The sequence below is a fragment of the Maricaulis maris genome, from assembly GCF_036322705.1.
In the GTDB taxonomy this organism is placed as follows: Bacteria; Pseudomonadota; Alphaproteobacteria; order Caulobacterales; family Maricaulaceae; genus Maricaulis; species Maricaulis maris_B.
Genome location: NZ_AP027270.1, coordinates 102,978 through 121,856 on the forward strand (window position 1 = coordinate 102,978; position 18,879 = coordinate 121,856).

Sequence of the window (18,879 nt, forward strand, 5' to 3'; positions counted from 1 at the left end):
GCGCTGGCGTCATTGCACGGCGTATAAAAGCCGTGACGGTGCCGCGGCATTGTCCTGACGGACAGACTGGCGACGCTGCGGGATCACACAGACTCGGTCAGCCGCGTAAGCCTCCCGAAGAACCAATCCGTTCGGGCATCGACCATTGGCCTGCGCGACCGGGTTCGACCGGTTTTCCTCGGCGATCTGCCGCCGTTCGGCCTGGCTCACGCAGACAACGTCAAAGCGGTCAGCCTCACGCCAGACATAGGAGGCGGCACAGGTATGATACCCGGCGTGAGACGGAATGGGCGATGCGTAGCGGCGACCGCTCATCCGGCTTTCATTCGCCGCCAGGGTCCGACTTTGCTGTGGAACACAGACCCGATCCTCCGGCGTCATCTCGCGCCAGACGAAACCCGGCCTGCATGCCGAGCCGGGGGCCGTGGATACAGCGTTGGCCGCCGCCTGCCGGTTCTCCGCCTGCACCTGCGAACGGCGCTGAGACGAGACGCAGGCCATGTCGCCCGTCGCATCGCTGCGCGCAACCAGACCCGCCTCGCAAGGCGGGCGAACCCGAACCACGGCACACGCTGCCGCGTCGGCAATCGTGCGGCCGGTATCCGGGTCCACAACCGCCCGTCCTGTTGCCGGATCGATCACAGGGCCCGCCGTCGGCTCGTCCACCAAGACCCGATAGCGGCCTTCCTCAAGATCGAGGGCGCGCGGCAGAGGCAGATCGCTGGATCCCGGCTGCCAGGTTGCTGTCGGGAAAACGATCTCATTATCACTCGGTGCGAGGCGCGAGACTCGCCCTGACCGATAGATGGCACTTCGAACCTGCCCCTGCGGCGAGGCGGTCCGGTAGGTCGGGATTACGCGGCCGCTATCATTCACAACCTGTCGAACCCAATCGACCCGTGTGATGACCGGCTGTCGGCCCTGGCCCACGCTTGCATATTCTATCAGGGCATAGGCAGGAAGGTTCGCGCCCTGGCGTCCGGCCTGGCGGTCGTCCAGCGGGACCCGGATAACTTCGGGAAGGGCATAGCCCGCGTCAGGGTCACAGATGACCACACCATCGACCAATGAACGCTGAGCGGTCGGTTGGATCACGCGGTCCAGTGACAGGATGCCAAGCCTCTCACGGGCGAAGGCATTGAGGCGCGGCCGGTTCGGCCCCATCAGCGCAGTAAAGTCACCATATTCCGAAGGCAGATTCTCAACCCGTCCTGGCGCGATGATCCGGTTGTCCCCCCGCTGCAGGTCGACCACGTTTCCGACGCCCACAAAGCGGTAACCTGCCGGTACGGCCTGCGCGATGGTGACGCTTGCTTCCAATCGGCCCCGGTTCATGGGCGAATAGCTCAACTCCGAACCCCGCCGCCACAACACGTCATCGGTGCCGTCGAGATTGAAATCGCCTGATCCGATCAGCGTCCAGGCATCGGAGGGCATCGTCAGCGTTGGCAATCTGCTGGTTTGAACCCGGGTCGGGATTCTGTTCGACAGCTCGATGGTGGCACGTTCGGATTGATTGCCGGGCGTGAGCCGTAGGGTTTCGACAGATTGTGGAACGGATCGGCGGGGCTGGGTAAATCTCGGACCGATATTGGACTGTCCTCGACGGTCGAGCAGGATTGGTAGTCCGCCCGATTGCACGAAAGGCGCAAGCCAAAGCGAGCCGTCGCTGAGCGAAATGACCAGATCGTCTGCCTGGTCGCCGTTGAAATTGCCCGCCACAATGGAGCGTACCTCGCCATTGCGCACGTCCGGGCGGCTGATGGCGACCAAGTCATAGCCGCGAGCCACGGCTCCACTTTGAAACGACCATCCTGACAAGTTGAGAAACGAGCGCTCCCAGATCGGGTCCGGACCGTCCGCTGGCTCATCCATGACGCGCCAGAAAACATCATCCTCACCATCGCCATTGAAGTCCCCGATCGCACCGAACGTGGTGTCAGGATTGGCACGGGCTGACGACTCATCAGGCAGGGCGACGCCGGCATAGTCTCGCCGAAACACCGGGCCGGCGCTGTTGATCTGATCGCTGTCGACGCTCCACAGGCTCAACGCGGTGTCCCGGCGCCACAAGACCTGATCGTGCGGCGATTCATCATCCAGACGACCAATGCCGAGCGGTGTCCAGGACGGATCAACCGGATCGCCGAAATCGAAGTCTGCGAGAAATTCCGCGCCGCGCATCTGCCAGGCAATCAATTGTCCCGAGGGGGCTTGCCAGACGATCTGGTGGGTCGCCCCCATTCCGTCAGCCAGGTGGCGTGCCCGGGCCTCCAGACCGGCCGGGACCAGCCCAGGCGATGCCGCGCCCGATTCGTCATTGGCGGAAATCGCGCCTGCATGGAGCAGGGAGAGCCCGTGGCCGATCTCGTGCATGGCGGTGGACGCCGTCAGGGTTGACGGTGCGCGACCACCATCGAGCAGAAGAAAGCCCGCCCGACCGAAAAGATCATGGGGTGGATGGGTCACGATAATCTGCAGGGCTGAAGCGCGGACTGGATCGGGATGGTTCGGCGCACTCGCGCTGGCACGACAGGCATCTTCCAGTGAATTGTCTGATCGGCTGACCGGCGAAACAAGGCCCGCATCGGCCTGGATCGTGCGGTACTGAAGGTCGCGCCCGGCCGCCCGCAATTCATTGCGCCACCAGTCCAGGGCCTCTTCGACACGCTGTTGGGTTTGTGCTTGGGTCAAGCCGGCCGGATAGCTGACGGTATTCGGTCCCGGCGTCCATCTGCACGCGATTATGTCAACCTGCACAGGCTCGGTGAGGGGAAGCGTGGGTGGCCGCTGCCCCCATGCAGGGGAAAGGGTTGTCAGCAAAAGCCCCAACGCGACGAACCGTGCAGCCATAATGATCATCCTCCCCCGATCCATGGACCCTAGTCCGGTGTCGGGTCATAATAAAGTAGCTAAACGCCACTTTTTGTCCGGCGGGAATAATCAGGCTGCTGGCACGGACTTGGGGCGTTCTCATGCCGCGAGATCATTTTGACACCGGGCTATAATGGCATAAGCTATGTCAAAACATACAGGGCACCGGAGAGGCGCGTGATGAGAGGTTTGTCGGTAGGGCTTGCGGGCTTGGCTGCGTTGGGTTGGGCGGCTTCGGCTCTGGCTCAGGATGTGCGGCCGAACGTGCTCGTTGTCCTGGTCGATGATGCGGCCTTCATGGATTTCGGCGCCTATGGCGGCGAGGCCCGGACGCCGGTGATTGACGCCCTGGCCGCGCGCGGAGCGCTCTTTGTCCAGCATCGAACCACCCCGCTCTGTGCGCCGTCGCGGGCCATGCTGCTGACCGGGCTCGATGCCCACCAAGCCGGGGTCGCGACCATTCCGGAAGTCATCCCGCCGGAACATGTCGGCCAGCCCGGCTACACTCTGGCGCTCGAGCCGGGCGTCATGACAATGGCGAGCCGTCTGCAGGCGGTCGGCTACCAGACCGTGATGGCGGGCAAATGGCATCTCGGCAGCGGTCCAGGCGACCTGCCCGATGCGCATGGCTTCGAACGCTCCTTCGCGCTGGATGCCTCCGGGGCCGATAACTGGGAGCAGAAGACCTACATGCCGTTCTACGCGACGGCACCCTGGTTCGAGGACGGCCAGCCGGCCAGCCTGCCCGATGATTTCTACTCGTCCGAATTCCTGGTCGACCAGCTGATGGATTATCTCGGCGAGACGCCCGGCGCTGACCGTCCCTTCTTCGCCTATCTGGCTTTCCAGGCGATCCATATCCCGATCCAGGTCGATCCGGCCTATACTGATCGCTATGTCGAGACCTATGCCGAGGGCTGGGATGTCCTGCGCGGGCAGCGTCGGGACCGGGCGGCCGCGCTCGGTTTCATTCCCGAAGCCGCGCCCTTGGCGCCCACGCCGGACCGGCTGCGTCCGTGGGCCAGCCTGACCGCTGACCAGCGAGACCTCTATACCCGCTCGATGGCCGTCAATGCCGGGATGCTGGAAGCCATGGACCATCATCTTGGCCGCTTGGTCGACTATCTGCAGGCTGCCGGTGCGCTGGAGAACACCGTCATTCTCGTGACGTCGGACAATGGACCGGAACCAAGCCACCCGGTCGGCGAACCCGGCTTTCGGCTGTGGATGGCCCTGCACGATATCGAGTGGCGGACCGAGACGCTGGGGGAACGCGGGACCACGGCCTTCATCGGCCCGGAATGGGCGTTCGCGGCGGCCTCGCCGTTTGACCTGTTCAAGTTCTATGCCTCCGACGGCGGATTGCGGGTGCCGCTGATTGCCGCCGGTCCGGGCATTGCCTCCGGTATCCGGATCGACAGTCCGACCAGTGTCGCCGACATCGCGCCGACCGTTATGCAGCTGGCCGGGGCGGAGGGCGCAGTGGCCGACTTCACCGGACGCTCGCTGGCCGAAGCCCTGTCCGGCGGGGCGCCCGCCGTGTACGGGGCCGATGATGTCATCGGCTTCGAAGTGTCGGGCAATGCCGCCCTGATCCGGGGCGAGTGGAAGCTGGTCCGCAATCTGGACCCCTGGGGCGATGGGCGCTGGCGTCTGTTCAACATTGCGCTGGACCCCGGCGAGACGACCGACCGGTCGCAGTCCGATCCGGAGATGTTTACGGAGATGCGCGCTGCCTATGCGCTCTGGGCTGCCGATGTCGGCGTGCTCGAAATGCCCGACGGCTACAGCGTTCACCGACAGATCAGCATCAACGCGTTGCAGCGCCAGCTGGCGCAATATGGTCTGCTCCCGGGTGTCTTCGCCCTTGTCTTGCTGGGGGGGCTTGGCCTCGGCGGCTACTGGCTGGTTCGACGCATGCGGCGTCGACGCCATCCATGACAGTGGCGAAGAACGCCAGGACGACGTCGGCCGCTGCCGGTCGGTATCGCCTGCACGGGCTCAAACTGTCGTACTTCACGGGCAAGCTGGAAGCCTATATGCGGGCCAAGGGGCTCGAATATGACTTCGTGCCGATGGATCTGGCTGATTTTCGCGCCTGTGCGAGAGCGACAGGGGTCGCCCAGATGCCCCAGCTGCAAACACCGGAAGGCGACTGGCTGACGGATACGACCTCGATCATCGCTCATCTGGAAGCGGGAGAGCCGGGGCCGAGCTTTTTGCCCGGTGATCGGGAAGCGGATTTTCTGTGCCTGTTCCTGGAAGACGCTTTTGATGAAATGCTATGGCGTCCGGCGCTCTATTACCGCTGGGCCTTTGCCGAGGATGCGCAGCTGATGAGCGGTCAGATCGCCCGGACCCTGCTGCGCGATCTCCCGCTTCCATTCTTCCTGCGGCAAGCCTTCATCAGGCACCGCCAGAAGCAGACCTTCCTGACCCGGGACGGCGTCACCCGCGCGACAGCCCCGGCGATCGAGGCCCTGTTTCACGCGGTTGTCGACAGTCTGGAGCCGGTTCTGGCGACGCGGCCCTACCTGTTCGGTGCCCGACCCTGCGCCGCCGATTTCGGCCTCTTCGGCTCGGTCTTCCGGCACTTCTCGATCGATCCGACACCCGCTGCGATCCTGCGGGACAAGGCGCCCAACCTGCTCGCCTGGTCGGCCCGCTTGTGGGCGGCCCGGCCGTCATTGCTGGAGGCCGTACCGGGTCTGCAGTCAGCTCCGGACGATCTCGATCCCGTGCTCAGCCTCGCCGGGGCCGAGCACCTGGGCTATCTGGGTCGCAATGAAGACGCGCTTCTGGCCAACGCCCGCCAGGTGATTTGGATCAGTCAGGGTGTGGAATTCCGGGCTCCGGCCGCGCCCTATCGGGCGGTCTGCCTGAATGCCCTGAGGGTGCGCTATCAGGCGCTTGACGAGGCGTCGCGCCAGCGGGTCGCCGACCGTATCGGGTTCAATGTCGATGTGCTGGCAGCGCCAGCCTCGCACCTGACCATCCCGGCAGGCGGCCGCCCGGTCGACCGGTTGTGGTCGTCCGCCTAGGCGTGAGTTCTCAAAAATTTGTTTTGCCAGCGCTGAAGCCTTGAAGGAGTCGCTTTCGGTACTGCCATCCGCAAGGAAAGCCCGTATGAACGCTCACAGGGATGCCAGTACCACGCCGTAATCGCGAGCCTTGATTGGACAGCGTCGTGCCGCCGGTGAGACGGTGGCAGCCATTGCGGCGTCCTTCGGGATCTCGGGGCGGACCGTCTCCAAATGGCTGGCGTGATCCGCGTCGATTGCGCCGGCTCATAGCGCTCGAACCCAGGTCACCGGCTATCCGTTATCAACGCGAGCGCCCCGGCGAGCTCATCCATCTGGATATCAAGTTACTGGAACGCATCAACAAGCCCGGCCTTACACGCTCAGAACCAACGGCAAGACCGAGCGCTTCATCCAGACCCTGTTGCGCGAACCGGCCTATGCCATACCCCAACGCCCATCGGACAGCCGAGATCAGGGCCTCGAGCGATACTTGGACTGGTCAATTCCACCCAACCGCACGATGCTCTCTCATGACAGCCGCTAGCCAAAAGGCTCAGCCAACTGAACAACGTGTTCAGAAACGATACCTAGTCGAACGCTGCGTCGACTGGCCAGTCGTCGGTTTGGGTGCGCCAGAGGATGGAGGCGATTTTCCAGTGTCCGTCGATCTTGAACAGGGTGATGAAGTTGACCCCGATCAGGAAAACCTCGCCGGTGACCCCGTTGACACCTTCATAGGCCGAGCGGGCATAGGCGATCTCGCCCCATTGGGTGATCTCGGTGCGGGTGGCGCGTTCGGTGAAGCCGTTTTCGACCAGCCAGGGGCCGGAGCGCTCGATATAGTCGTCCAACGTGATCACGCGGGCGGTGCCATTGCCGGCCTCGCCGGCGGAGACCGCACCCATGGCGGCGCCGTCCATGAACATCTCGCGCATGGCGTCGAAATCGCGGGCCTCGCCGACCGGTCCGGAAATCACCGCATAGAGCGCGTCGATCCGGGCCTCGATGGCGGCGGTCTCGTCAGTTTGCGCCGTCGCGGGGGCGATAATGGCGGCAGATGCGGCCAATGCCGCGAGGATGGTCTGTTTCATGGGGCTCCCCAGCTTTACTCGGGCGTCAGCCTCGCCAAGCGGGACGTGCGAGGCAAGTTACTGATACGACATCTGCGCGCAGCTGAAATCCTGCCGCTCGGCGTCGGCTGCCGCGAGATCTGTGTTCGCGTCGATCACGCGGCGATAGAGGATGAGACCGGTTCGGGTCGGGGCCACAAAGCTCAGGTCCGCGTCTTCCGGGACATAAGACTCGAAACGTTCGATGAGCGCGATCGAAGTTGCTGCGCTTCCGACATCCCGGTCACTCACCGCCGCGAAATTATTCGTGTTGGCATCGTAGAAGCTAACCGAGGCATAATTCCCGTCATCCGGCCAGGGCGCATCAATGCGCAGCGGTCCGTCAGACAGGTCATAGAGGCAGACCGAGTAGAGAATGTCCGGGCTGGCGCGGACGATGGTCTGGTTTTCGGCCGTGACCGGCGGGGCATGACGGACCATCCCGGTCGCACCGCCGAGGGCTTCGATCCGATCCATGGCGCGCGACATGATCACGCCGGGCATGACGGTCAATGTGGTGCCCGCTCCAATCGCGAGGCCGAGCACAAAGGGCAGGAAGGGCAGGCCGCGACGCGTCATGTCTCGCCTCCGCAGCTGATCTGTTCAATCCGCGGAAAGGTGAGTGTGTCGAGTTCGTCCAGGATGACCGGATCGGGATGATAGAGGCGCAGGGTGAGCGAGAAGAGGCTGGCATTCTCGGTGTCAATCGCGCCGACCTCGTCCGGTCCGACCGGGATGATCACCTGGCCGCTCGTATCGGTGCGAGCCGTTGTCTGGCTGACCGCATGGCGGTTGCGGCCATTGCGTGGCAGAAAGCTGTCCTCGTCATAGATGGTCAGGGACCACCAGCGTGTCGGTGGCATCTCGCCGATGACTTCGTAGGTGCAACGCGCAGTGAGGTTATGGCCCTGGCTGTCGCGGGTCGCCGTGAAATAGACCGCTTCTTCCCGATTGAGCGCCAGCAGGCCGCGGCGGGCGACCAGCGAGCGAACGAGCGGATTGGCGTCCGGCGAGCCGATATGGGGATTGGAAACCCAGGCGCCATTGCTGACGCCGCCTATTTCGCCTGGGCTGAAGGCCAGGGCGAGGGCCATCGCGGTCCCGGCGACCAGTCCGAGAATGAAGGTGATGAAATGGCGCAGCGTCATGCCGCGAGCCTAGACAGATTGGTCCTCGCCGGGAAAGCAAAAGATTTCAGCCGGCCTTTGCCTGCAGGCTGGACAGCTGTTGCAGCATCGTTTGGATGTTCTTCAGCTTGGCGCGTCCGTCTTCCTGTTGGGCCTCGCTGAGGCCCACGGCCGACTTCAGGTGTCGCAGGGCGCGGGCCTGGGCATCAGCAGAGCAGTTGCCGATCGGAAGCGCGCCGCCGGTCGCCAGGCGCAGCAAGCCGCTCGCCTTGTCCAGTGCCGGCCGGTCGCCGGATTCCACCATGTTCAGGATCTTGGTTTGGTCGACAACTTTCATGCCCAGCGTATCAATCGTCGCCGCCAGTTCGAGCTTCTCGCGGGCTGGATACTTGCTTTTCAGGATACGGGCCTGCTGTGCGGTCAGCTTGGCCAGGCGCTCCAGCGGCTTGGCCTCGCCGCGAACATACCAGGCGTCAGCCTGGGGCGAGCCCAGGGTCGACCGGATATAGCCCGCGAGCTTCTGCTTGTTGCTTTCCCCGACAATATTTTCCTCAAGCGCGATCAGGCGGTCGAGATCCTCGTCCACACCGCGCGAGTGACGCAGGAGCTCATCAATCATTTCCGGCTGCAGCAGGCGGGCCGACCGTGAGGAGAAGGCCTTGATCAGGGCATCGGCTGGCAGGGTGCTATCGGCACAGATGACGAGGCGGCTGGCGAGGTCACGGGCGAGGCGGACTTCGTCGCGAACGCTGCTCGGACGCAGGCGTTTGGGCCGCTCAAGATCCTTCAGGATAAAGCTCGCGATCACCGCGCGGCAGGCCGGGTATTCCTTGCCGCGAATCTTGCGGGCGAGGCGCTTGGCGGCACTCGGGGCGAGGTTCAGGGCGTCGGCCGAATGGTCGCCATCGAACAGGCAGGCGAGGCGCTCGAGCGTTTCGCCGAGGTCCTTGCACTTGCCCAGAAGAGCGTCCCGTCCGGCATCAAAGGCAATGACTTCGGCAATATAGTGGTCGACCTCGTCCCGCGCGAATTCGTGAACGTTGATATCTTCGGGAAGGCTGTCGCCCATGTCGAGCAGGGCTTCGAGCTTGTCCCCATACTTCTTCTCGTGGCGCAGCCGGTCGGCCATTGCCGCACGCAGGGAATAGGCCCGGCGGTCGCCGGCATGGATGGCGCTGGCGATATCGGAGAAGCGGGCGCTTTTCGGGTATTCGGGGAGCGTCTTGTTGCGGCCGTCCTGATAGATCCGGCCGAGTGATTTCTGGACCAGCTCGTTGAGCTGTTTGACATAGCCATGAACCCCGGCGTCGCTGTCCTTGGCCGAGGCAATGGCGACCTTCTGAACGGCGTGCTGCAGCTCCGTGCCGGAGGCTTCGAGGTTCTCGACCAGGTCGGGCCGGTGCAGGAGTTCCATCGGGATCGCCTGGACGCGCTCCAGCCATCCGCTCAGGACGCGCCGGATCGTATCGCGGGCATGGGGTTTGGAGAGGTCTTCAGGGGTCAGGCAGGGCAGGCGGGCTTCCCCGGTCTTTTCCTTTTCCCCCTGCATGGTCTCTGCCCCGCCCTCGAAAATCGGGACCGAGCGGAATTTTCGGTGTTCCGGGTCAAAGGTTTCCTTGGTCACGCGGACCGAGGCTTCCTTGTTCTTGGCAATCAGGGAATGAGCGAGCCGCAGGGCCTGGTCACGGTCATCGCGGGCCTCGTTGAGCGCCCAAGCGGACTTGCGGTTTTTCTTGAAGAAGACTTCGTAATGGATATCGCCGGGCATGCACCAACTCCCCTGGAGCCTTAAAGATGGCACAAAGAGGCTTAAAACCGAGTGAAGCATGCTCTTGATTCATCATGGGAGCTTGGCGTGTCGACCCGGCCACGGCTATGGTCACGGCACGCGGATCAATTCCGGCCTGAATTGACCGGTCAACGCGCGGAGATGGCATGGCGACGATTGCACTCGTGGACGATGATGAGAACATCATCACATCGGTTTCGATTTTTCTCGAAGGCGAGGGATATCATGTGCGGACCTATAATGACGGCGCTTCGGCGCTGACCGCACTGACCGAGGATCCGCCGGATCTGGGTATTTTCGATATCAAGATGCCACGCATGGATGGTCTCGAACTGCTGCGCCGGCTGCGCCAGTCGTCCAACCTGCCGGTCATTTTCCTGACCTCCAAGGATGACGAGTTCGACGAGGCGCTCGGCCTCAATCTCGGTGCCGATGATTATATCGCCAAGCCCTTCTCCCAGCGCCTGCTCGGCGAACGGGTCAAGGCGGTCCTGCGCCGCGCGCGCCTGTCCGGCGATCCGGTCGGAACGGTCGGCATGGAGCCCGGCGACAGCAAACCGCTGGAACGCGGCAGCCTGTTGCTCGACCCCAACCGCCATGCCTGTTCCTGGAAGGGCGAGCCGGTCCGGCTCACGGTCACCGAATTCCTCATTCTCCAGGCGCTGGCAACCCGGCCGGGCTATGTGAAAAGCCGCGACAATCTGATGGACGCGGCCTATGACGATCAGGTCTATGTCGATGACCGGACCATCGACAGTCACATCAAGCGTGTCCGCAAGAAATTCCGCGAAAGCGACAAGAGTTTCGATGCGATCGAAACGCTCTACGGTGTGGGGTACCGCTATAAAGAAGACTGAGGCGAGTTCCGTGAGGTCGGGTCTGCGGCGGGCCGGTGCGCTGCTTCGCAGTCTCGCGCCACGACCTTCCTCGCGCCTGGCCCAGCTGATCCTGATCGCGAATTTCGTCGCGCTCGGTGTGCTGGTCGTCGGCATGCTGGCATTGACCGAGACGCGGCGCGGCCTGGTCAATGCCAAGCTGGACTCGCTGCGGGCCCAGGGTGAGCTGATCGCCAATGTCCTGGCCGAGGGTGCATCCGACGGCGCGCCGGCGCCGGCACTTCGCAATGAGGACGCACGGGCAATCCTGCGTCAGCTCTATGTGCCCGAAGAATCACGCGTCATTGTCTTCGACAAGGGCGCGGCGATCGTGGCCGACAGTCACCTCCTCGCCGACGTCTTCGAGACCACGCAATTGCCGCCGCCGGGTGCCCAGAGGCCCCCGATTGCCGAGAGTGCCCGCTCCCTGCCGGTGCAATTGCTCGACGCGCTCGCCAATCTCCTGCGCTCTTCGGAAGAGCGCGAGGCCATGGGCCGTAATCTGCGTGACGAGGTCCGCCAGGTGATCAATGGCGAGACCGTGGCCGGCGTCCGACGCGAGGCGGATGGTCGCCGGGTCGTTTCGGTCTCGCTGCCGATCCAGCCTGTGCGGGCGATCGTCGGCGTGGTGACGATCGAGTCCTATGATCTCGACACCCTGATCGAAGCCGAGCGTCGCGCACTTCTGCCCTTCATGATCATCGCGGCCCTGGTGACGGCGATGTCCTCGCTTGCCTTGACGGTCTTCATCGCCCGACCGATCCGGCGTCTGGCGCGGGCCGCGCGGGAGGCGCGGCGGGCCGGGGGGCGGCGGGTAACCATGCCCGATCTGCGCGGTCGCAACGACGAAATCGGCGAGCTCGGCGTTGCTCTTTCGGACATGACCGAGGCGCTTTATGACCGGCTGGACGCGATTGAAAGTTTCGCGGCCGATGTCGCGCATGAGCTGAAGAACCCTTTGACCTCGATCCGTTCGGCGGTCGAGGTCCTGCCCAAGGCCCGCGATGCTGAGCGCCGCGATCGTCTTTTGGCCGTGATCACGGCCGATGTTGGTCGCCTTGATCGCCTGATCACGGATATTTCGCGGGCCTCACGCGTCGATGCGGAACTGGCGCGCGAGGACGTCAGCCGGTTTGACCTGGCCACGCTTCTGACCGAGCTCGCCGACAGCTATAATGAAGCCGGCAAGAACCCGGCCCTGATCCGTGTCGACAGCCAGGTCCGGTCGGCGCAGATCATCGGTCGAGGTGATCCGCTCGGTCAGGTGTTCCGGAATCTGCTGGACAATGCCCTGACCTTCTCGCCGGAGGGCGGTGATGTCTGCGTGTCGTTGAGGCGCGGGCAAATGGAGGGGCGTCCCAGCCTGAAAATTCATGTCGATGATCAGGGCGACGGCATTCCCGAAGCCAATCTCGAGGCGGTCTTCGAACGCTTCTACACCGAGCGACCCAAGGGCGCTGCCTTCGGCACTCATTCCGGTCTCGGCCTCGCGATCTCGCGTCAGATCGTCAAGGCCCACGGCGGCACAATCATTGCCCGCAACCGGCGCAACCAGGCCGGTGAGGTGGTCGGCGCCCGCTTCACGGTCGAGCTCCCCGCGGCGGAGGCTGACTGACAAATTGCGGGGGTGATTGCAAAAGACGCTTCCCCCCCAAGTCAAGCCGCGTTTAGATGGTTTCATGATCGGAGTCGTCGTTGTCAGTCATGGCCGTTTGGCCGATGAATTCGTCGCCGCCACGGAGCACGTGGTGGGCCCGATGGATGCGTTTCTGGCGGTTTGCATCGGTCCCGATGACGACATGGAGAAGCGCCGGGCGGATATTCGCCAGGCCATCGAGGATGCGGATCGCGGCGAAGGCGTGCTGATCCTGACCGACATGTTTGGCGGCACGCCGTCGAATCTCGCAATCTCCCTGCTCGAGCCTGGCAAGGTCGAAGTGATCGCTGGCGTCAATCTGCCGATGCTGATCAAACTGGCCGAGGCGCGCTCCCGCGCCGATCTCGACAGCCTCGCGCGGATGGGCGAGGACGCGGGCAAACGATATATCGCCATTGCCTCCAACGTGCTTGAGGGCGCGGACAAGTGACGAAAGTCGCGCGCAAGGTCACGATCTGCAACGCGCGTGGACTGCATGCCCGTGCTGCTGCCAAATTCGTTGAGCTGGCCCAGGACTTTGATGCCACGATCCACGTTTCGCGCGATGGTGAAACCGTGAATGCCGACTCCATCATGGAATTGCTGATGCTGGCGGCCGCCAAGGGGTCGGTAATCGCGATCGAGTCCGAGGGGCCGGATGCCGAGCGAGCCGCTGACAGCCTGACCGAACTTGTCGAAGCGCGGTTTCACGAGGACGAGTAGTGTCGTGGACCGTCTTGCCGGTATGAAAAAAGCCCGCCATTCGGCGGGCTTTTCTCGTTGGGGAAGCGCTTCGGGATGGAAGCTGCGAGGGTGCTACTCGGCCTGGGCTCGATCGAGCTCGATATCCGGTGCGCCGGGTGCAAAATCGGCCTTTCCCTCGGCTGACACCATGGGGTCGCTGGCCTCGTCCATCAGCGGATCGTCAATGATCGTACTGGAGGAGCTGTCATCGACCGGTGAGGCCTGCGCGGCGTCCGTGGACGGCTCAATGGCGGGTTCCGATTCCGGGTCGGCGCTGACCATAGTCGTCGCGGCAGCCTCCGCCGCCTCATTGCCCGGCATGGGGGGCGGCGGGGCGACGGGCATCGTCCGCTCATCATCCAGATCCACGGACGGGCGCGCCGTCGCGGCTTGGGCAGGTTCCGGGGTGTCCGCGGCGCTGTCTTCGGTTGCCGACAGAGCGGCGGCCGCTGCGACAGCGTCCAGACTGGGCAGGTCGTCGTCCGAGGCGTCATCCGACCCAGCTTCAGCGGCGATTACAATCTCCGTTCCGTCAGATGGTTCAGCGGGGTCGTTGGCGGGGGCGGAATTCTCCGGTGCTGCTTCAGGCGCGGTCACGTCGCCATGATCGGCTTCGGGCGGCACCGCCGCATTCTCACTCGTGGTCTCCGCTTCGGATTCGACTGTGGTTTCCGGCTCGATCTGCGCGGTGTCGGCCATATCGGGCTCGAACTCTGTGGCAGCGACCTCTGTTTCCGTCTCTTCGGATCGGGTTTCGGCTTCCGGGGTGTTCGAAGGCGTCACCTCGACTTCCGGGGCGGCTTCGACATCACCTGCGGCCCCGGCCTCGGCCGGTTGGGCCTCGGTGTGGTGTTCAGTATCGGCAGCCGCGGCAGCTGGCAGGAGGTCATCCTGGGGCGGGGCTTCGGCTTCGCCAGCAGCACTGTCCGGGTGTGAGGCTTCTTCGGTGGCCGCGTCCGGCGCGGTCTCGGCGTCGTCATCTTGAGCGTCGCCTTGGGCAACCGCGGTGGCCGTGGCGATCGCAGCCGATGCCGCGATGCCGGCGGCGACGGCAGAGCCGTCAGGCCCATCACTGGAGCGCACGCCTTCCTGCGGCGGATTGCGCAGGGCGTGTTCGGCCAGGCGGGCGACGCGGGCATTGAAGCGGCCCCCGTCGCGGATCCGATTGACCAGTCCACCGAGCATGAAGAAGGCAATTCCGCCGCCGATGATGGAAAGCGTCGGCAGGCTGGAGCCGAGAATGACGCCCGCCGCCAGCGCAAAGGCGCCCAGTGCGGGAACATAGATCAACCGCCAGGAGCGACCCAGAAATGTGAGCAGGACGAGCACGCCGGCACCGAGCGCGAGGCCCCACTCGGTGAGCTGCTCCATCGGCACAAAGCCCAGCGAGGCGATGCCGTCGATGAGGCCGCCGGGCAGAGCCGTTTCAAGTCGCCAACCGCCAAGAGCCGGCAGGAAAGCGCCGATTTCGGCAAACACGTCGAAGGCGGGAATGGAGGCCATCAGTCCGCCATTCACTTCCGTCAGAAAGCCGTGGATCGCTGGCCAGACCGACGCGATGGCCACGGCCGCGAGGACCAGTACGGACAGCCACCAATTGAAGCTGCGGGTCACGCCGGACCGGGCCAGCAAGGTCGTGGCTTCAGGCGATGCGCGCATCCAGGTGCCGCGGGTATGATTGATGATGGCGGTCGGGCGTGAGCGACGATTGGGTCCGGCCTGTACCCGCAGGACGCTGGCCGTGTCGCCGGGCGCGAGGGCGTTCGATCGCTCGAGCAGGCGGACATCATGAGTCATGCCATCCGTGTCGGTGACCCGGCCTGTGCCATCGTCTGATGCAGAGACCTCCCCGGATACCGTGTAGAAATCGATTCGGCGGGCCCCGAAGGACTGCCCGGCATGTGCCGTCGGTAACAAAGACATGGCTTTACGCACCTCTAACAACAGAATGCCTGCCTGATTGTCCCAAATCGGCAGATCCCTCACCCATCATTCCTGAACCCTACAAGTTTGATGCCGCAAATTGAACGGGTTTCATCCGGTGTTAAAGAAATCTTCAAGATTCGGGCCCGGTCGCCGCGCTGAATGCGGACTTCCGCGCCTGCATCCAAGCCGCTAGCGTGCGGCCATGCGTATTCCAGTCCTCTTCCTCTGCCTCATTCTGACTGCCTGCGGCGGTGTGCCGGCGCTGGACCTCCCGGGGCTTCCCCAGGCCGGTCGTGGCCCGTTCATTCCCCGTGACGAACTCCCGGTGCCGCCGAATGTCGAGCGCATGATGGGGCCGGACGACTGTCGCGGCTCCACCCTTGCGGCCGTCTCCGCGGCCATGCCGGACTATCCCTTGCGGGCCTGGGATCGCGGTCGACAGGGCTGGGTTGTGATCCGGTTCCATGTCTATGCAGACGGCAGCGTCCACCGGGCCCGCGTCCACAGGGCCGTCCCCGATGGTCCTTTCAACCGGGCAACTGAACGGGCTGTTTCGAACTGGCAGTTCGCGCCGCTTGATGGCGTGGATGTGCTGGAAAACTGTGTCGTGATGTTCGAATTCCGCGCCGGTGAAGTCCACATCCGCTGACCGATCAGCTCGTGGCGCGTGCGCCCCGCGGTCCGCTCCGCAGTTTTTCTCCCGGCACCGGCGCGGCGGGGTATATAAGTTATCAGGGTTTTTGCCGCCCCGGGCATCGCCCGCGAGTCCCTGGGCCGGTATCATGGTGATTCGTGAGGCCCGCAAGCATTCGAGGGCGGGGGCGCACCCAGGGCGACATTGATGACCGGACAGACATTTCAGATCGTGACTCTCATCGTCACTATCGGCGCCGTAGCGTTTGCGCTTGCCGTGGGTCTCTGGGCCTTCCGTCTGACCTCTGGCGCGCGGGGCGCGCAGCTCATCTGGCGCCGCAAGCTCGCGGAACTGGAAGACCGGGTCGCGCGGGCCGACAGCGTGTTCGGAGCCCACCCCGGCCTTGTCCTGGTCTGGGACCAGCCGCCCGTTGACGAGACCGACACCGGCTGGGGCGCACCGCGCATCTTCGGATCCTCAGTGGCGCTCGCCTCGCTCCTGCGATTTGCCGAAGCCAATGACGGACCTAATCCGGCCGGCATCCTGATGGAGGGCCTGGCTGACTATGAGGCGCGCTCGGCCGGTGGTGACGAAACCACCTTGCGCCTTCGTTTTCACGAGCTGAGTCAGAAGGGTCAGCCCTTCTCCCTCACCATATTGGGGCCGAGCGGCCGCTTCCTTGAAGTCGATGGTCGCGCTGCCGGCACACAGCTTGTGGTCTGGCTGTCGGACGCAACGATCCGCGGTCTCGAGGAATCCGGTGCGCGTGGCCGGATCGAGGAGGCGCGTCGCCTGGTTTCCAAGGACCCGCTGGCTTTCCTGGACATGCTCGGCCGGGCCCCGGTCCCGGCCTGGCGGATGAATGCGACCGGCCGGATGGAGTGGGCCAACCAGGCCTATGTCAAAGCCGTCGAGGGCGACACGGTCGATGCGACGATCGACAGGCAGACGCTTCTGGACGCGGCCATGACCGAACTCGCCGCGCGCGCAACGACGGCCGGAGAACCGGTCGAGGACATGCGGATCGTGGTCATTGACGGCTCGCGTCGCGGTCTGAAGTTTCTGGTTTTCCCGGTGTCCGGCGGCGCGGCCGGCTTTGCGCTCGACGTCACCGATGGCGAGGAAGCCAAGGCCGCGCTCGCCCGTTTCCGCCGCGCCCATGACGACACCTTGAACCACATGGCCGAAGCGGTCGTGGTCTTCGATCGATCCAAGCGTCTGAACTTTCACAACAAGGCCTTCTCGAACCTGTTCAAGCTGGATGATGCCTGGCTCAATGATCGTCCGGGCCATGCCCAGTTCCTCGACCGGATGCGTGAGAAGCGCCTGCTTCCCGAGCAGGCCGATTTCGGCGCCTGGAAGACCGAGGAATTGGCGCGTTACGACGCACCGCCGACCGAGGAGACCCCGGACGAGCTCTGGCCGCTGCCCGATGGGCGCACACTTCGGGTCGCCCGTCAGCGCCACCCGCTGGGCGGTCTCATGCTGATTTTCGAGGACAAGACCGACGAGCTGGCCCTGCGTGCCCGTTACAACACGCTGATCAACGTCCAGCGCGCGACTCTCGACAAGCTGCACGAGGCGGTGGCCGTGTTCGGTGCCAATGGCCGCCTCCAGCTCAATAACTCGGCCTTCGAGGACCTGTGGGGCTTCGAGGCCGATGAGCTGGACGGGCAGCCGGACTTCGATGCCGTGTCTGAAACCTGCGCAGCCCTGTTCACGGATGACCGGGTCTGGACCGATATCAAGGCCCGCGTCACTGACCCCAGCCCGCAGGCGCGCAAGCAGGTCACCGGCGAAATGCGCCGCTCCGATGGCCGTGTCCTGACCTATCTCACGCGTCCCTTGCCCGATGGCGCGACCCTTATCTGCTGGGATGATGTCACCGATAGTCGCCGCATCGAGGAAGCCCTGCGGGAGCGCGCCGAAGCGCTCGAGACCTCGGAGCGGATCAAGACCGAGTTCGTCGAGCATGTGAGCTACCAATTGCGCACGCCGCTGACCACGATTGGCGGCTATGCCGACATGCTGGCGCAAGGCTTCGCTGGCGAGCTGACCGAACGCCAGAAGGACCCGATGTCGGCCATCCAGTCAGCGGCGGCGCATTTGGCCAAGCTGATTGATGACATTCTGGACGTTGCCGCGATTGATGCCGGCCAACTGGAGCTGGAACTCGGTGATGTCGATCTCGCTGACGTGGCGCGCGAAGCCGCCGACCTCGTCGCGGCCCGCGCCGATCATCACGCCATCAAGCTGACGGTTGATATCGAGGACGGGCTTGGCTTGCTGCGGGCGGACCGCAACAGGCTGAAACAGGTCTCGATGAATCTTCTGTCCAACGCCATCCGCCACGTCGCGACCGGCGGAGACGTCACCATCGGCGCTCGCCGCAATGGCGAGGACATCACGCTCTGGGTCAAGGATGACGGCGAGGGCATCGCGCCGGAGAAACAGGCCAGCGTGTTTGATCGCTTCGCCCGCGGTGAACGCGGTGGCGCCGGTCTCGGCCTGTCCCTCGTGAAGGAAATTGCCGAGCTGCATGGCGGCTGGGTCGAGCTTCAGTCGGAGCCGAAGCAGGGCACGCTGGTGTCCTGCCATCTGCCGCGGGAGCCACGCAGCTCTGCCGTGCCGCCGGAGCTCGATCTCACCAGTCGTGCCGTGACGCGCCTCGCCGGCGACCGGGCCCGCGCCGAATAGGCCGGCCACCCGCTCGTTCTGGCGATAGCGTCGAATGTGGGCCTCAGCCCTGTTTTTTCGGCATCCGAACGATCAGGCCGTCGAGCATGTCGGCGACCTTGATCTGGCAAGACAGCCGCGAGGTCTCCTGGACCTCCTCGGCGAAGTCGAGCATCGACTCTTCCATCGTCTCGCGCGAACCCGTCTTGTCGGCCCAGGCCGGGTCGACATAGACGTGGCAGGTGGCACAGGCACAGGCGCCGCCGCAATCCGCGTCGATGCCCGGGACCAGATTGCGCACTGCGCCTTCCATCACGGTCAGTCCGGTGGCCACGTCGATAACGTGTTCGGTTCCGTTGTGCTCGATATAGGTAATCTTCGGCATGCCAGTCTCCGTTGGATGCAGAGCACATGAACAGCGTTCACCGCCGAGTCAAGATTCAGCCTCACCGCTTGCCGTGACGGG

At 64.2% G+C, this 18,879-nt stretch carries 16 protein-coding genes; 9 read left to right on the plus strand and 7 right to left on the minus strand.

All coding sequences use genetic code 11. From position 1 onward, the window contains the following. Positions 1-9: 9 nt before the first annotated feature. Complete coding sequence (locus AAA969_RS00540) at positions 10-2,694, minus strand: hypothetical protein (RefSeq protein ID WP_338242449.1); 2,685 nt, start codon at positions 2,692-2,694, stop codon at positions 10-12. Between the two features lie 360 nt (positions 2,695-3,054). On the opposite strand from AAA969_RS00540, the gene AAA969_RS00545 reads away from it, so the two are divergent. The 3 genes from AAA969_RS00545 (at position 3,055) to AAA969_RS15045 (ending at position 6,141) form a co-directional block, all read left to right on the plus strand. After that, positions 3,055-4,815, plus strand: a complete 1,761-nt coding sequence (locus tag AAA969_RS00545; protein WP_338247201.1) for an arylsulfatase — start codon at positions 3,055-3,057, stop codon at positions 4,813-4,815. Beyond that, positions 4,812-5,915 (plus strand): glutathione S-transferase family protein, encoded by a 1,104-nt coding sequence (locus AAA969_RS00550; RefSeq protein ID WP_338242451.1) that lies wholly within the window; start codon positions 4,812-4,814, stop codon positions 5,913-5,915. The genes AAA969_RS00545 and AAA969_RS00550 overlap by 4 nt, the downstream gene beginning before the upstream one ends. Before the next feature lie 130 nt (positions 5,916-6,045). Beyond that, positions 6,046-6,141 (plus strand): helix-turn-helix domain-containing protein, encoded by a 96-nt coding sequence (locus tag AAA969_RS15045; RefSeq protein ID WP_425324985.1) that lies wholly within the window; start codon positions 6,046-6,048, stop codon positions 6,139-6,141. 343 nt (positions 6,142-6,484) lie between these two features. Here the strand turns inward: AAA969_RS15045 and AAA969_RS00555 are convergent, their stop codons facing one another. From AAA969_RS00555 to AAA969_RS00570, 4 genes are read right to left on the minus strand one after another with little or no spacing between them, the layout of a single operon-like run. After that, a complete protein-coding gene (locus tag AAA969_RS00555; RefSeq protein WP_338242453.1) occupies positions 6,485-6,988 on the minus strand; it encodes a hypothetical protein in 504 nt (167 codons plus the stop codon). Positions 6,989-7,045: 57 nt separating this feature from the next. Next, complete coding sequence (locus tag AAA969_RS00560) at positions 7,046-7,585, minus strand: DUF1254 domain-containing protein (protein ID WP_338242455.1); 540 nt, start codon at positions 7,583-7,585, stop codon at positions 7,046-7,048. Next, on the minus strand, positions 7,582-8,154 hold the full coding sequence (locus AAA969_RS00565; protein WP_338242457.1) for a DUF1214 domain-containing protein: 573 nt from the start codon (positions 8,152-8,154) through the stop codon (positions 7,582-7,584). Before AAA969_RS00565 ends, AAA969_RS00560 begins: the two co-directional genes overlap by 4 nt. Before the next feature lie 46 nt (positions 8,155-8,200). Continuing rightward, a complete protein-coding gene (locus AAA969_RS00570; protein WP_338242458.1) occupies positions 8,201-9,901 on the minus strand; it encodes a hypothetical protein in 1,701 nt (566 codons plus the stop codon). A 167-nt stretch (positions 9,902-10,068) separates the two neighbouring features. Here AAA969_RS00570 and AAA969_RS00575 point away from each other — a divergent pair, with 167 nt between their 5' ends. The 4 genes from AAA969_RS00575 (at position 10,069) to AAA969_RS00590 (ending at position 13,156) form a co-directional block, all read left to right on the plus strand. Next, positions 10,069-10,779 (plus strand): response regulator transcription factor, encoded by a 711-nt coding sequence (locus tag AAA969_RS00575; protein ID WP_338242459.1) that lies wholly within the window; start codon positions 10,069-10,071, stop codon positions 10,777-10,779. A 10-nt stretch (positions 10,780-10,789) separates the two neighbouring features. After that, complete coding sequence (locus tag AAA969_RS00580) at positions 10,790-12,412, plus strand: stimulus-sensing domain-containing protein (protein ID WP_338242460.1); 1,623 nt, start codon at positions 10,790-10,792, stop codon at positions 12,410-12,412. Positions 12,413-12,476: 64 nt separating this feature from the next. Next, positions 12,477-12,884, plus strand: a complete 408-nt coding sequence (locus AAA969_RS00585; RefSeq protein ID WP_338242462.1) for a PTS sugar transporter subunit IIA — start codon at positions 12,477-12,479, stop codon at positions 12,882-12,884. Continuing rightward, entirely contained in the window at positions 12,881-13,156 is a 276-nt protein-coding gene (locus tag AAA969_RS00590; protein WP_338242464.1) for an HPr family phosphocarrier protein, read from the plus strand. Before AAA969_RS00585 ends, AAA969_RS00590 begins: the two co-directional genes overlap by 4 nt. Positions 13,157-13,249: 93 nt before the next feature. On the opposite strand, the gene AAA969_RS00595 is transcribed toward AAA969_RS00590, so the two are convergent. Further along, positions 13,250-15,100 carry a hypothetical protein gene (locus AAA969_RS00595; RefSeq protein WP_338242466.1) on the minus strand — a complete coding sequence of 617 codons (1,851 nt, stop codon included), beginning with the start codon at positions 15,098-15,100 and terminating at the stop codon, positions 13,250-13,252. A 205-nt stretch (positions 15,101-15,305) separates the two neighbouring features. On the opposite strand from AAA969_RS00595, the gene AAA969_RS00600 reads away from it, so the two are divergent. After that, positions 15,306-15,752 carry an energy transducer TonB gene (locus tag AAA969_RS00600; RefSeq protein ID WP_338242469.1) on the plus strand — a complete coding sequence of 149 codons (447 nt, stop codon included), beginning with the start codon at positions 15,306-15,308 and terminating at the stop codon, positions 15,750-15,752. A gap of 192 nt (positions 15,753-15,944) precedes the next feature. After that, positions 15,945-18,434, plus strand: coding sequence for a PAS domain-containing sensor histidine kinase (locus AAA969_RS00605; RefSeq protein ID WP_338242471.1), 2,490 nt, complete (start codon positions 15,945-15,947; stop codon positions 18,432-18,434). A gap of 43 nt (positions 18,435-18,477) precedes the next feature. Here AAA969_RS00605 and AAA969_RS00610 read toward each other — a convergent pair whose 3' ends face one another. Continuing rightward, the gene (locus AAA969_RS00610) at positions 18,478-18,798 is read right to left on the minus strand and encodes a 2Fe-2S iron-sulfur cluster-binding protein (protein ID WP_338242473.1); all 321 of its coding nucleotides are present in this window, start codon (positions 18,796-18,798) and stop codon (positions 18,478-18,480) included. Positions 18,799-18,879 lie beyond the last annotated feature (81 nt).